The 13347-nt window shown below is 68.5% G+C and carries 13 protein-coding genes; 5 read left to right on the forward strand and 8 right to left on the reverse strand.

Annotated elements, in window-relative coordinates:
• Nucleotides 1-20: 20 nt before the first annotated feature.
• The 8 genes from fusA to G8346_RS01285 are packed head-to-tail and all read right to left on the reverse strand — an operon-like array spanning nt 21 to nt 8974.
• Entirely contained in the window at nt 21-2069 is a 2049-nt protein-coding gene (gene fusA, locus G8346_RS01250; protein ID WP_166047415.1) for an elongation factor G, read from the reverse strand.
• A gap of 48 nt (nt 2070-2117) precedes the next feature.
• Nucleotides 2118-2927: an S-adenosyl-l-methionine hydroxide adenosyltransferase family protein gene (locus tag G8346_RS01255; protein ID WP_166047417.1), complete on the reverse strand. Its 810-nt coding sequence runs from the start codon at nt 2925-2927 to the stop codon at nt 2118-2120.
• 15 nt (nt 2928-2942) lie between these two features.
• Nucleotides 2943-3956 (reverse strand): hydrogenase expression/formation protein HypE, encoded by a 1014-nt coding sequence (hypE, locus tag G8346_RS01260; protein WP_166047419.1) that lies wholly within the window; start codon nt 3954-3956, stop codon nt 2943-2945.
• A 41-nt stretch (nt 3957-3997) separates the two neighbouring features.
• A complete protein-coding gene (hypF, locus tag G8346_RS01265) occupies nt 3998-6307 on the reverse strand; it encodes a carbamoyltransferase HypF (RefSeq protein WP_166047421.1) in 2310 nt (769 codons plus the stop codon).
• Entirely contained in the window at nt 6259-7362 is a 1104-nt protein-coding gene (hypD, locus tag G8346_RS01270; protein WP_166047423.1) for a hydrogenase formation protein HypD, read from the reverse strand. Before hypD ends, hypF begins: the two co-directional genes overlap by 49 nt.
• A complete protein-coding gene (hypB, locus tag G8346_RS01275; protein WP_166047425.1) occupies nt 7359-8327 on the reverse strand; it encodes a hydrogenase nickel incorporation protein HypB in 969 nt (322 codons plus the stop codon). Before hypB ends, hypD begins: the two co-directional genes overlap by 4 nt.
• Before the next feature lie 47 nt (nt 8328-8374).
• Complete coding sequence (locus G8346_RS01280) at nt 8375-8737, reverse strand: hydrogenase maturation nickel metallochaperone HypA (RefSeq protein ID WP_166047427.1); 363 nt, start codon at nt 8735-8737, stop codon at nt 8375-8377.
• Between the two features lie 3 nt (nt 8738-8740).
• Nucleotides 8741-8974: a HypC/HybG/HupF family hydrogenase formation chaperone gene (locus G8346_RS01285; RefSeq protein WP_166047429.1), complete on the reverse strand. Its 234-nt coding sequence runs from the start codon at nt 8972-8974 to the stop codon at nt 8741-8743.
• Nucleotides 8975-9121: 147 nt separating this feature from the next.
• Between G8346_RS01285 and G8346_RS01290 the strand changes: the two genes are divergently transcribed.
• The 5 genes from G8346_RS01290 to G8346_RS01310 all read left to right on the forward strand — a co-directional run bounded on the left by G8346_RS01290 (nt 9122) and on the right by G8346_RS01310 (nt 13314).
• The gene (locus G8346_RS01290; RefSeq protein WP_166047431.1) at nt 9122-9637 is read left to right on the forward strand and encodes a hydrogenase maturation protease; all 516 of its coding nucleotides are present in this window, start codon (nt 9122-9124) and stop codon (nt 9635-9637) included.
• A gap of 131 nt (nt 9638-9768) precedes the next feature.
• On the forward strand, nt 9769-10194 hold the full coding sequence (locus G8346_RS01295; protein WP_166047433.1) for a hydrogenase expression/formation protein: 426 nt from the start codon (nt 9769-9771) through the stop codon (nt 10192-10194).
• A gap of 53 nt (nt 10195-10247) precedes the next feature.
• On the forward strand, nt 10248-11312 hold the full coding sequence (locus tag G8346_RS01300; protein WP_166047435.1) for a hydrogenase small subunit: 1065 nt from the start codon (nt 10248-10250) through the stop codon (nt 11310-11312).
• Nucleotides 11309-11989 carry a nitrate reductase gene (locus tag G8346_RS01305; RefSeq protein WP_166047437.1) on the forward strand — a complete coding sequence of 227 codons (681 nt, stop codon included), beginning with the start codon at nt 11309-11311 and terminating at the stop codon, nt 11987-11989. Before G8346_RS01300 ends, G8346_RS01305 begins: the two co-directional genes overlap by 4 nt.
• Nucleotides 11986-13314 (forward strand): (Fe-S)-binding protein, encoded by a 1329-nt coding sequence (locus G8346_RS01310; RefSeq protein ID WP_166047439.1) that lies wholly within the window; start codon nt 11986-11988, stop codon nt 13312-13314. Before G8346_RS01305 ends, G8346_RS01310 begins: the two co-directional genes overlap by 4 nt.
• Nucleotides 13315-13347 lie beyond the last annotated feature (33 nt).

A 13347-nucleotide genomic window follows, 5' to 3' on the forward strand; every position in this document is an offset into this window, starting at 1 on the left:
CCGCGGCGCCCCGGCGCCCCTCAGTCGGCCGTCGCGGGCTTCGCCGCCGCGACCAGGTCCTGCTGCACCTTCGCCGGTACAGGTTCGTAGCGGTCGAGCTGCATCGACCAGGCGCCGGAGCCGCCCGTGATGGACTTCAGCTGGTTGGCGTAGTCCTGCAGCTCTGACAGCGGCGCCTCGGCGTTGATCTGGATACGCTGCCCCGTGAGCGAGGTCGATCCCAGCATACGCCCGCGCCGCTGCGACAGGTGTCCGGTGACCGCTCCGAGGTCATCGATCGGGACCGTCACCTGGAGCTGGACGATGGGCTCCAGCACGATCGGCGCCGCGTTCTGGATGGCCTCCAGGAAGGCCCGTCGTCCGGCACTGACGAAGGCAACCTCCTTGGAATCCACGGGGTGGGTCTTGCCGTCGTAAACGGCGACGCGGATGTCCTGCAGCGGAAAACCTGCGATGGCCCCGCTTTCCAGTGCCTGGCGCACGCCTTTCTCGACCGCCGGGATGAACTGCTGGGGAATCGTGCCGCCGACCACTTCGCTGACGAACTCGAAGCCGGCACCGCGCGGCAGCGGTGCGATGCGCAGGTAGACCTCGCCGAACTGGCCGGCGCCGCCGGTCTGTTTCTTGTGCCGGTGATGCCCCTCGGCAGGGCGGGTGATCGTCTCGCGGTAGGGGATGGTCGGCGGGTGCGTTTCCACCTCGACGTTGAAGCGGTCCCGCATCGCCTCCAGCATCAGCCGCAAGTGCAGCTCCCCGCTGCACAGCACGACCGTCTCGTTGGTAGACGGACGATGTTCTACCCGCAGCGCCGGATCCTCGGCGCACAGCTTCTGTAATGCGTCGGAGAGCTTCTGCTCATTGCCGCGTTGCGCCGGCGCGATGGCCACGCCCATCATCGGGGGCGCCATCTCCGGCAGGCGCACGTGGAAATGGTCCTCGTCGTGCGAGTCGTGCAGCACGTCGTTGAAGTCGAGACTCTCGATGCGCGTCACCGCCACGATGTCGCCCGGGCCTGCCGTGTCGACCTCGATGTTCTGCTTGCCTTGCAGCCGGTAGAGATGGTTCAGCTTGATGGGCTTGCGGGCGTCGCCGACGAACAGCTGTGAACCGGTCTTCACGGTGCCCTGGTGCACGCGCAGGACGGCCGTGCGGCCGACATAGGGATCGACGATGACCTTGAAGACGTGCGCCACCACGTGCTGGTCGGGCTCGGAGGCGACTACCACGGGCTCGGCCGCCTCGCCCTCGCCGCGCATGAAGGGCGGCGGGTTGGCCTCGCGCGGGCTGGGCATCAGCTTGACGATGTAGTCCAGCAGTTCGGCGACGCCCGCCCCGGTCTCGGCGGAGACGAAGAACACCGGGATCAGGTGCCGCTCGCGCAGCGCCTTCTCGAAGGCGTCGTGAAGTTGCTGCGCCTCGAGGTTCTGGCCGGACTCCAGGTAGGCTTCCATGAGCGCCTCGTCCACTTCGACCACCTGGTCGATGATGTGGGTATGCGCCTCCTGGATGCTGGAAAAGTCTGTCGCTTCACCACTGTCACGGAAGAAGCAGTCGACGACCTTCTTGCCGTGGTCGCCGGGGAGATTCACCGGCAGGCAGCGCTTGCCGAAGGCGTCCTGGATCTCCTCCAGCAGCGTCCCGAGCTGGTCGGGGTCGGTGTCCATCTTGTTGACGATGATGATGCGGCTGAGCTGCGCGTCACCCGCCGCCTTCATCATGCGACGCACGCCGGTCTCGAGCCCGCCGGCGGCCGACAGCACGAGGGCGGCGCACTCTACCGCCGGCAGCACCGCCACGGCGCGCGGCAGGAAATCGGTGAATCCCGGCGTGTCGATGAGATTGATGTGCGTGTCGCTCCAGTCAAGGTGGCACACGGCGGTGTCGAGCGAGTGCGCCATCTCTATTTCGCGCGGGTCGAAGTCGCAAACGGTGTCGCCGCGCTCGATGCGGCCGCGCTGTTTCACGGCACCGGCAGCGTGAAGCAGGGCTTCCGCCAGCGAGGTCTTGCCGGTGCCGGCGGGTCCAATCAGGGCGAGGTTGCGGATGGCGTCTGTTCTGTCGTTATTCATGGGATCAACCTTTACGCAAGTGCAACTATGAAACCGAGTTTACGCTTCTCATGCGGCGATGCCGTCGCGGATATCCACGCTTTGCCCGGCCCCAAGGCCGAGACCGACGGCGGCGTTTCCACCGCGTACTGCGATCTCCACCAGGCCGAAGGCATTGACCAGCGCCAGCGGCGCGCCGGGCGCGGCCTCTGCATAGGTGCCGAGGAGGGGCAGGGACTGTCCCCCGGCTTCTACCCTGGGCTGACGGAAACCGTGCAACAGGGGGGCGGCGATGTTCGTGATGAGGTTGCCGAAATGGTCGGCCAGCACGACCCGGCCGCGTATCCGGCCCGGGGAGCTCAGGGGCCGTGGCAGCGGGTTGGGGTCCTGCGGCAGCCCCGCCGGGCCGAACCCGGCCGGCTCGAGCTCGCCGGCTGCCAGCAGTCCGGCGAGCGGTGCGAACAGGTCACGGCCGTGGAAGGTGCGCGACAGCGGTCCCAGCCCGAGCCGGGCGGGGAGATCGGGGCGCATGATGCGCCAGGCTGGGGTGCGGCCCGCCCGCAGCGCCTCCGGCAGCAGGCCGTTGTCCGGCGCCAGCAGGAGCTGGCCGTGGCACTCGGCCAGCACGACCTTGCGCTCCGTGCCCACCCCGGGATCGACCACGGCCAGGTGCACGGTGCCGGGCGGGAACTCTGTCCAGGCCTGGGCCAGCCAGAAGCCCCCGAGGTCCGCTCGTCCCGGCGGGATGGCATGGGTGAGGTCGACGATGTGCGCGCCCGGGAGGCGGCCCAGGATGCGGCCTTTCATGATGCCGACAAAGGGGTCCGACGTGCCGAAGTCGGTGGTCAGAGTCAACAGCCCAGTGGGGGCAAACGGCATTGCGTGTCTCTTCGCTCAGCAGATCCGTGGCAGCGGGTCGTCCTCGAGTTCCTCGAGCATGCGCCGGCCGCCGAGTTCGGTCTCGATCACCACCGGCCGGCCCTCGGCGTCCACCTGGCCGATGAGCGCGGCATTCTCGCCGCCCGGCAGCGCGCGCCATGCCGCCAGCGCGGTCTCGGCCATCTCGGGTGCGACGACGGCCACCACGCGCCCCTCGCAGGCCAGGTAGTAGGGATCGTAACCCAGCATCTCGCACACGCTGCGCACCGTGTCCCTGACGGGGATCGCCGACTCCGACAGGCGCACGGAGTTGCCGGTGGCGCGCGCGATTTCGTGGGCCACGGTAGCCAGGCCGCCGCGCGTCGGGTCGCGCATGAAGCGCAGGCCGTCGAGCTCCAGCAGTGCCCGCGTGAAAGGGAGGACGCTGGCAGCATCGGACTTGAGTTCACCGCTGAGGCCGAATTGCTCGCGCGCCAGCATGACGGCAATGCCATGGTCGCCGACGGAGCCGCTGACGAGCAGGCTGTCGCCCGGGCGGATCCGGTCCATGCTGAGCGCCAGGCCGTGCCGCCGCACGCCGATGCCCGTGGTCGCGAGGTACAGGCCGCCACCCTCGCCGCGCCGCAGCACCTTGGTGTCGCCGGCCGCCACCTGCACGCCCGTCTCCCGCGCCGCGCGGGCAAGGCTGCCGATGACCCGGTCCAGCAGCTCCACTTCGAGCCCTTCCTCGATGAACACGTTGAGGGAGAGGTACAACGGCGTGGCACCGGCCACCGCAAGGTCATTGGTCGTGCCGTGCACGGCCAGCGAGCCGATGTCGCCGCCCGGAAACTCCAGCGGCTGCACCGTGAAGCCGTCGGTGGTGAACACCACTTCGCCCTCGGGCAGGGTGGGCAAGGGGCAGGCATCGAGGTCCGTGTCGAGCACGCCGCCGCCGAGATGCCGGGCGAAGACCTCCTGGATCAGCTCCCGCATGTAGCGGCCGCCGTTGCCGTGGGCCAGGCCGATGCGTGCCTCGTCAAGCGCCATGCGGGGTCTCCTCGGGAAGCCGTGTTCTCTGGGGGCGCATTCTACCTCTCCCGGGCAGCGGCTGCGGCGCATTCGACCACCTGGCCGAAGGCAATGGCGGCATCGTTGGCCGGCAACCTGGCGGGGAGGGCGAGGGGGACGCCCACGGCCTTGAAAAGTGCCTGCATGCGCTCGGCCAGGATGCGGTTCTGCAGCACGCCGCCGGTGGCGCCTACGCCGGCAACGGCCGCATCCGCACTCACCGCGCGGTAGATCGCCACCGCCGTCAGCGCCAGGCTTTCGTGGAACCACGCCGCACGGCGGGCCAGCGGCAGGTCGGTATCCTGCAACGGCGCGAGCAACTGGGCCCAGTCCGCGCGCAGCACGCCGTCCTGATCGAGACCGAGGGGCAGCGCGCAGGCCTCGCCCGGCTCCATCCCCGTTGCCGCTGCCTCGAAGCGCATCGGGCCTTCACCCTCGTAGCTGGCGTGCAGGCAGGTACCGCTCAGCGCTGCGGCGGCGTCGAACAGCCGGCCCACGGCCGTGGTGGCCGGCGTATTGAGGTTCCTTTCCCAGGCCGCGCGCGCCAGCCCGTCGGCGTCGGGGCAGCCGGGCCATGTCACGGCCGCCTCCCAGCACATGGCGGCGGCGCTGCGCCACGGCTCGCGGCCGGCGCGTTCTCCCCCGGGCAGGCGGAAGGGGCGGAAGCTCGCCACGCGGCGCCAATGCCCGGGCTGGCCGAGGAAGGCCTCGCCGCCCCAAAGGGTCCCGTCGCCGCCGTAGCCCACGCCGTCCCAGGTGAACACCAGCAGGGGTCCGCTTGCCGGGACCTCCGCCGCCAGCGCTGCGGCATGAGCGTGATGGTGCAGCACCTCCTGCAGCGGCAGGCCCTGGCGGCGCGCCCAGCGGGCGGTGGCGTAGCCGGGGTGGGCGTCGCAGACCAGCGCCTGGGCGCGGACACCGTACAGCGCCTGCAAGTCGGCGGCGACCTGCTCGAACACCTCCATGCTGCGCTCCGAGCCCATGTCGCCGATGTGCGGCGACACCACGCAGCGGTGTTCCCAGGCCAGCGCGATGGTGTTCTTCATGTGCGCGCCCACGGCCAGCGTCGGCCGGGGCACCGGTACCGCCAGCTCGATCTCCGCCGGTGCGCCGCCGCGCCCGATGCGCAGCGGGCGCAAGGCCCCGGCGCTGCGTCGCCATACCGGGTCGTCGGCCGGGCGGACGATGGGACGGTCGTGGTGCAGGCAACCCGCAACGAGGTGCGCCAGCCGTTCTTCCACTTCGTCACCGCAGGTGAGTACCGGCTCTCCGCTGATGTTGGCCGAGGTTGCCACCAGCGGTCGCCCGAGTGCGTCGAGCAGCAGCGCATGCAGCGGACTGTAGGGCAGCATGACGCCGAGTTCCGCCAGGCCGGGCGCGAGTTGTTCCGACAGCGTCCCGCGGCACCGCGCGAGCAGCACGATGGGTCGCTGCGGTGAGAGCAACAGGGCGGCTTCTTCCGCGGTCGGGGTGGCGGCCTGGCGTACCCGGTCGAGTCCGTCGGCGCCCTCCAGGGGAAACATCACCGCCAGCGGCTTGGTGGGACGCGGCTTGAGGCGGCGCAAGCGGGTGATGGCCGATTCATTGGCGGCGTCGCACACGAGGTGGTAGCCGCCGATGCCCTTCACGGCGACCAGGCACCCTGCCGCGATGGCCTCGATACAGGCCGCCAGTGCCTGTTCCCCCCGGGCCTCGGCTGCCGCATCCGCCCCGGCGGACCAGCTCAGTCGCGGACCGCAAGCCGGGCAGGCCACGGGCTCGGCATGGAAGCGCCGATCGGCCGGGTCGCGGTACTCCGCCAGGCAGGCCGCGCAGAGCGGGAAAGCGTCCATGGAGGTGTTGGGCCGGTCGTAGGGCAGGGCGCGGATGATGGTGTAGCGCGGGCCGCACTGGGTGCAGTTGATGAACGGGTAGCGAAAACGCCGGTCGGCCGGGTCGTTGAGCTCCGCCAGGCAGTCGTCGCAGGCGAAATAATCCGGCGGCACGAAGATGCGCGGCGTGGCGCCGGCGGCGCTGGGCAGGATGGCGAAACCCTCCGGGGCTTCACCTTCCCATGGCTCGCTGCGACGGATGCGCGGCGCAGCGATCGCCGGCGCCTCGCTCACCACCTCGCGCGCGAAGTTCTCCACGGCCTGCAGGCGCCCGCACACCAGCACCTCGACCTCGCCCACCGTGTTGCGCGCCCAGCCCGACAGGGCGTGCCGTTGCGCGAGGCGGTAGAGGAAGGGGCGGAAGCCGACGCCCTGGACCTGGCCGGTGATCCAGAGACGGCGGCCGGCGCTCAGGCCACCTCCCGCGTCCGCACGCCGTTCGACCACCAGATCCTGCATGCGCCCTCGTCCGACACCATGCACGGGCCGACCGGCGTGCGCGGCGTGCAGGCGCTGCCGTAGATGCGGCACTGGTTCGGATAGATTTTCCCCAGCACCACGCGCGCGCAATCGCAGCCCTTCGGCATGAGCCCGGCACGCTTGCGGTCATGGGCGCCGTAGTCCGGGAAGTGCAGTCGCGCGTCGCGCGCCGCCAGGTGCGGCTGCAAGGCATAACCGGAGGCCGGGATGGTGCCGATGCCGCGCCAGTTGGCGTCGACCACGGCCATGGTCTCGTCGAGGAAACGGCGCGCCGTCGGGTTGCCGCCGGGTCGCGCCACCTCCGGATAGCAGTTGTCGAGGAAGCATTTGCCCTCGACCAGCTGGCGCAGCACGGAATAGGTGGCGGCGAGCAGGCTCTCCGGGTGGAAGCCTGCCACCGCCGCCGGCAGCTTGTGCTGGTCCACCACGAATTCCCATTCCTCCGGCCCCATCACTGTCGCGACGTGGCCGGGGGCGATGAGGGCGTCGAAGCCCCGATCCTCGGACTCCAGCAACATGGCCACCGCGGGCCAGGTGAGGCGGCCCGACAGCAGCACCATGAGGTTGTCCGGCGGGCCGGCGGCCAGCATGGCGGCCACGGGCGCTGTGGTGGTCTCGAAGCCGGCGGCAAAGAACACCACGCGCCGGCCCGGGTTCTCCCTGGCGATCTGCACCGCTTCCATGGGCGAAGCCACCGGCCGCACGTCGCCGCCGGCGGCCTTGGCCTGTTCCAGGCTGCGTGTTTCCTTGAGCGGCAGGTTCACCGGTACGCGCAACATGTCGCCGAAGCTGACCACGATCACCTCGGGATCGTGCAGGGCGATCTGCATGGCGTGATAGACGTCCTCTTCCGGACACACGCAGACGGGGCAGCCGGGACCGGGGATGAGTTCAACTTGCGGCGGCAGTGCGTCGCGCAGCCCCGCCATGGAGATGGAGCGCTCGTGCCCGCCGCAGACGTTCATGACGCGCACACGGTCCGGCAGGGGCAGGGCGCGGATGCGCTCGAGCCACTCCCGCGCCGTGGCGCTCATGAGCGTGCGCCTCCGCCGGTTTCGCCTGCATGGTCGTGGTCGTGCGCATGCGCATGCTTGTGCTCATGCTTGTGCTCATGCTGGTGCCGGTGCTGATGCGCGTGTTCGTGTTCGTGCGCGTGCGAATGGTCGTGGGCGCCGCCGGCGGGATTGGCTGCGTGCAGCCGGGCGCCCTCGGCCTGGATGGCCGGGCGGCGCGTGGTGCCGGCAGCGACGCGGGCGCGCTGCGCCTCGAGTTCGCCGTCGATCCAGTCGATCCACTCTTTGATGCCCAGTCCTTTGCGCGGTGCCGCATGCAGCACCGGGGCCGCAGAGCCGACCAGGCGCAGGGCGCGCTCCGCCTGCGCAGTGTCGAAGTCGTCGAGCACCGCGAGCAGGTCGGTCTTGGTGAGCAGCATCAGGTCGGCGGCGCGGAACATCACCGGGTACTTGGCCGGCTTGTCGTCGCCCTCGGTGACCGAGAGCAGGGTGACGTTGAGGTGCTGGCCGAGGTCGAAGCTCGCCGGGCAGACCAGGTTGCCGACGTTCTCGATGAACACCAGGTCGACGCCGTCGAGGTCGAGCCGGTGCAATGCCTCGTGCACCATGTGGGCGTCGAGGTGGCAGGCGCTGCCGGTGGCGATCTGCACCGCTTCCACGCCCTTGGCGCGGATGCGCGCGGCGTCGTTCTCCGTTTCCAGGTCGCCCTCGATGACGACGATGCGGTACTTGTCGCCGAGCGCGTCGATGGTGGCCTCGAGCAGGGCGGTCTTGCCGGCCCCGGGTGAAGACATCAGGTTCAGGGCGAGGATGCCACGGGCATCGAAGTGCGCGCGGTTGTGCGCGGCCTGGTGATCGTTCTCGCTGAGCAGGCTTTGCAGCACAGTCACCGCGGCGCGGCCGTCCTCGGTCTGGGCCAGGCGGCCGCCGGGAGACACGAGGTGCCGGTTGCCGTCAGTGATGTTGCAGCCGCAGGTATCACACATGGGACGCTCCGATGGGCGGTCGAAATCGAAACAAGACTCTATAACATTTACGCGCCGGCGTCGGCCGGCGCCGCGAGTTCCACCGACTCGAGCAGCATCTCCGTGCCGGACACCGTGCGCACCCGGTAGCCGCCGCAGGCCGGGCAGAGCATGCGGTTCGGCGCCGCCTCGCCGCTGGCGCCGCACTCGTTGCATTGCACGACCACCGGGGCCGCGGTGATGGCCAGCTCGGCGCCCGCGGCGATGGTGCCGGCGGCCGCGAGCGGAAAGGCATGGCTGAGCAGCGCCGCCTCCACGCCGGACAGCGGGCCGATGCGCAGGCGCACCAGCTCGACCCGGCCGCCGCCATTGGCGGCAGAGACGGCCTCGAGCTGCTGCACCAGGGCCTGGCAGACGGAGAGCTCGTGCACGGCTCAGGCGTCCGCGGGATCGCCCAGCATCTGGTCGTAAATCTCCCAGGCCGAGCGGGCTTCCTGCTCCGTCATCTTCTGGATGGCGTAGCCGACGTGGACCATGACGAACTCGCCGACGTCGACTTTCTCGTCCTGCATCATGAACAGGCTGACGTCGCGCTGCACGCCCTTGGCCTCGCAGCGTGCCAGGAAGCCGTCGACGGCGACGACCTGCATAGGAATTCCAAGGCACATGGGGACGGTCCCTCCAAGCTCTCTCTCAGCTGTGCACGCTGCCACCGGCAGCCAGCCGGCGCAAGCTCGTAGATGTCCTGATGCGTCTAATTCTCATCTGGTTATGCTGCTGGCGCGGCCACGTTGTCCGGGCCGGGAGAAAAACACATGACCGATCAGGCCCATGCGAAGAGCGGCACGCTGGTTCTCGGCGTGGGGAACACCATCCTCACCGACGAGGGTATCGGGCCCTGGGTGGTGGAACGGCTGCGTGAGCTCAACCCGGAGGCGCCGGGCGTGAACTGGATGGACGGCGGCACGTTGAGCTTTTCCATCGCCGCATCCGTCGAGGACGCGGAATACCTGATCGTGGTGGACGCCACCGAGCTCAAGTCCGAGCCGGGCACCGTCAAGGTCTTCGTCGACGCCGAGATGGACCGCATCCTGAGCCAGCACGGTCGCAGCGTGCACGAGGTGGGCTTGATGGACCTCATGAACATGGCCCGCTTCGCCGGCATGATGCCGGAGCGGCGCGCGCTGGTGGGAATCCAGCCGGAGATCATCGGCTGGGGCACGGAGCCGAGCGCGCGGGTGGCGGCGGCGGTGCCGGAAGCAGCGCAGGCGGTGGCAGACCTTATCAAGGCCTGGACGGGCCAGGATATACGGGTGCCAGCTGCACTTTAGGCCTGCGTGAATTGCGTATTGTGAGCACCACGTGCCCCGCCTAAATTGCTCGCTAACGTATTGAAGCCACTATCAAGACTGGCATGGATCGGGGTTTTGGGGAAAACCCGGTCACAGTCGGCGGAGCAGACATGAGCGGTCTCTCGGGGATTGGGGTCAAGGTGGAGTCGGGCACGGAACGGCCCGCCGAAGTCTTCGGCAACGCACTCCCCCTCCTGCATGAAATTCGCCACGCGCTGGCCCGCCTCGTCGAGGCCGGCGAGCCCACAGTCATTGACGTCCAGAGCATTCCCATGGGGCCCGGCGACATGCAGCGGCTCCTCGACGCACTGGGCGAGGGCGAAGTCCGGGCCGAGATCGAGGCCCTGGGCAAGACCGTGGTCCGTGAGACGCGCTATTCCGGCGTCTGGATCCTGGAGTACATGAACGGCTCCGGCGGGGTCGCCGGCCGTTTCGTAGAGATCACCTGGATACCCTCGCTGCTGCAGGCGCAGCGCGAGGACGTCGAGGCCGGTCTAAAGGAACTTGGCGACGCCCTGGCGTCGACAGGTAGTTGAAGCCAACCGAAGCGTCCTGTGCGTTGAGGCAGGGCAGTGCGGAGGAGCACAGCATGGCAGCAAGCAAAACCGTAGGCGACGTCCTCCGGGCGAACGGAGTCAGCCGTCGCGGATTCATGAAGTTCTGCGCGGCCACCGCGTCCATGATGGCGTTACCGCCCAGCATGGTCAGCGCCGTCGCCGCGGCAATAGAAAAGGCCCGTCGCCCTTCGGTCATCTGGCTCCCGTTCCAGGAGTGCACCGGATGTACCGAGTCGCTGACGCGCTCGCACGCGCCGACCGTGGAAGGGCTGATATTCGACGCCATCTCGCTCGATTATCACCACACCCTGCAGGCGGCCGCCGGCCAGCGTGCCGAAGACGCCATGCACCAGGCGATGAAGGAGAACTACGGCAACTACCTGTTGCTGGTTGACGGCTCCGTTCCGACCGAGGAATTCGAGTCGCATTCCTGCACCAACGGCCATTCGCACCTGTCGATGCTGAAGGACGCCGCCGCCGGCGCCGCCGCAATCGTGTCGGTCGGCACCTGCGCCGCGTTCGGGGGCATCCCCCGGGCGAATCCGAACCCGACCAAGGCCGTCGGCGTGCGGGACATCATCAAGGACAAGCCGATCATCAACGTGTCGGGCTGCCCGCCGATCCCCACCGTGATCACCGGCGTGCTGGCCCACTACCTGACCTTCGGCACCATCCCGGAGCTCGACCACCACGGCCGGCCGCTGGCGTTCTTCGGCCAGAACATCCACGACCGCTGCTATCGCAGGCCGTTCTACGAGCGTGGCCAGTTCGCCGAAACTTTCGACGACGAAGGGGCGCGCAAGGGCTACTGCCTGTACAAGCTGGGCTGCAAAGGGCCGGTCACGTACAACGCCTGCGCCACGCTGCGCTGGAACGACGGTGTCAGCTGGCCGGTGCAGTCCGGGCACGGCTGCCTCGGCTGCTCCGAGCCGGATTTCTGGGACAAGGGCAGCTTCTACCGGCCGTTGTCGGCCGCTTACTGGGGCGACGCCAAGACCGTCGGCATCAGTGCCGCAGCAGGTGCCGCAGCCGGCCTGGCCGCCGCCGCTCTCGCGCGCGGCAAGCAGAAGAAGGCGCAGCAGGAGGAAAAGGCATGAACGAGGGACTGTACTGGCAGGGCATGTCGCTGCTCGACTTCGCCCGGGGCCCTGCATTGCGCTGGGCCGTGATTATCTTCGTGGTCGGCCTCATATGGCGCATCACAGCGCTGCTGCTGGCCTCGCGCAAGCAGCTCGAACCCACCAAGGGCTCGGCCACTTCGGGCGGCATCAAGACGCTGCTGACACGCTCCGCACCCGCGCACGAGCTGGAGAAGAACATCGTCTTCCAGCACTACTCGGGCTATGCGTGGCACATCGGCATGTTCGTCGTGCTGCTGTTCTTCGCGCCGCACATGCTGTTCTTCAAGGACATCCTCGGCTTCGGCTGGCCGACGCTGCCCAACCTGTTCATCACCTTCTTCAGCTTTGTGACCATGGCCATCCTGCTGGTGCTGCTGGCCCGCCGGTTGATGAACCCGGTGCTGCGCCAGATCTCCACCATGGATGACTACATCAGCTGGATCATCGCCTTCCTGCCGTTCCTGACGGGCGTGATGTCCTTCACGCACATCACCTTCGGGATGCAGTACGAGACGGTGCTGGCGTTGCACATCCTGAGCGTCTGCCTGCTGCTGGTGTGGTTCCCGTTCGGCAAGCTGATGCATGCGATCTTTATCTGGCCGTCCCGGTACAAGGTTGGGGCTGCCTTCGCACGGAGAGGGGTACGGGCATGAGCGCGACAACTATTCCTGATTACGGCACCCTTGGCGAGCGCGCCGCTGCCGGCCTGAAGCCCAGGGCGCTGTCCGACGAGCAGAAGGTCGCGAAGGCGAAGGAAGCCTTCCTGGCCGGCATGACCGCCGACATGGCGACCTACCTCGAGTCCTGCATCCACTGCGGGATGTGCGCGGAGGCCTGCCACTTCTACATCGCCACGGGCGAAGCCAAGTACACGCCGATCTTCAAGGTCGAGCCGTTGAAGAAGGTGTACCGGCGCGAACTGGCGCCGCTGCGTGCCTTCAACCGCTTTGTCAGCCGCGACATCACGGTGCAGGACCTGGAAGACTGGAAAGAGCTGGCCTACGACTCCTGCACCCAGTGCGGGCGCTGCAGCCTGCTGTGCCCGATGGGCATTCACATCCAGAGCATGATCCAGGTCGTGCGCAACGGCCTCGCGGCTGCCGGCATGGCGCCTGCGGAGTTGCAGGCGGTCTCGGACGAGCAGAAGGACAAGGGCAGCATCCTCGGCGCCGGCGCCGACAAGCTGCGCGAAGTCGTGGAGCGCGTCCGCGCCAAGGGCATCGAGGTCCCGCTGGACAAGGACAAGGCCGACGTGCTGGTGCTGTCCTCGGCGCTGGATTTCCTCAAGGACGAGAGCGTTCTCGCCGCGACGGCGAAGGTCATGAACAAGCTGGGCGTCAGCTGGACCATCCGCAGCGACGGTTTCGAGTCCGCCAACTTCGGCGCACTCTCCGGCGACGTGCAGGCCCAGAAGCGCATCAGCAAGCGCGTCATCGACGCCGCCATGGCCGCGGGCGCGAAAAAGGTCATCGTGGCCGAGTGTGGACACGCCTACCCGGTGCTGCGCTGGGAGGCGGCGACGCTGTACGGCAAGACGCTGCCCTTCGAGATCCTGTCCGTGGCGGAGTACCTGGGCCAGGAGCTCAAGGCTGGACGACTGAAGGTCAAGAAGGCCGGCAACGGCGCCAGCCACGTCACTTTCCATGACCCCTGCAAGCTGGGACGCATGGGCGGCTCGTTCGACGAGTCGCGCGACGTGCTGCGGGCGCTGGGCGTGAAGCTCACCGAGATGGAATCGCATGGACGCACCAACCTCTGCTGCGGCGGTGGCGGCGGCGTCGCCATGCTGAAGAGCGCACTGCCGCTGCGCCAGAAGGCTTTCGAGCTCAAGCGCGAGGAAGTCGAGCGGACCGGCGCACCGACGGTGGTCACTGCCTGCAATACCTGCATGCAGAATCTTGAAGCGGGCAAGGCCTGGCTGAACTGGGACAAGGACATCGTGAACCTCGTCCAGCTCGTCAGCGACAATCTCGCTTGAGCCCGGCACGCCGGTAGCGAACGACTTACAAGG

The sequence above is a fragment of the Thioalkalivibrio sp. XN279 genome, assembly GCF_011089885.1.
Taxonomy (GTDB): Bacteria; Pseudomonadota; Gammaproteobacteria; order Steroidobacterales; family XN24; genus XN24.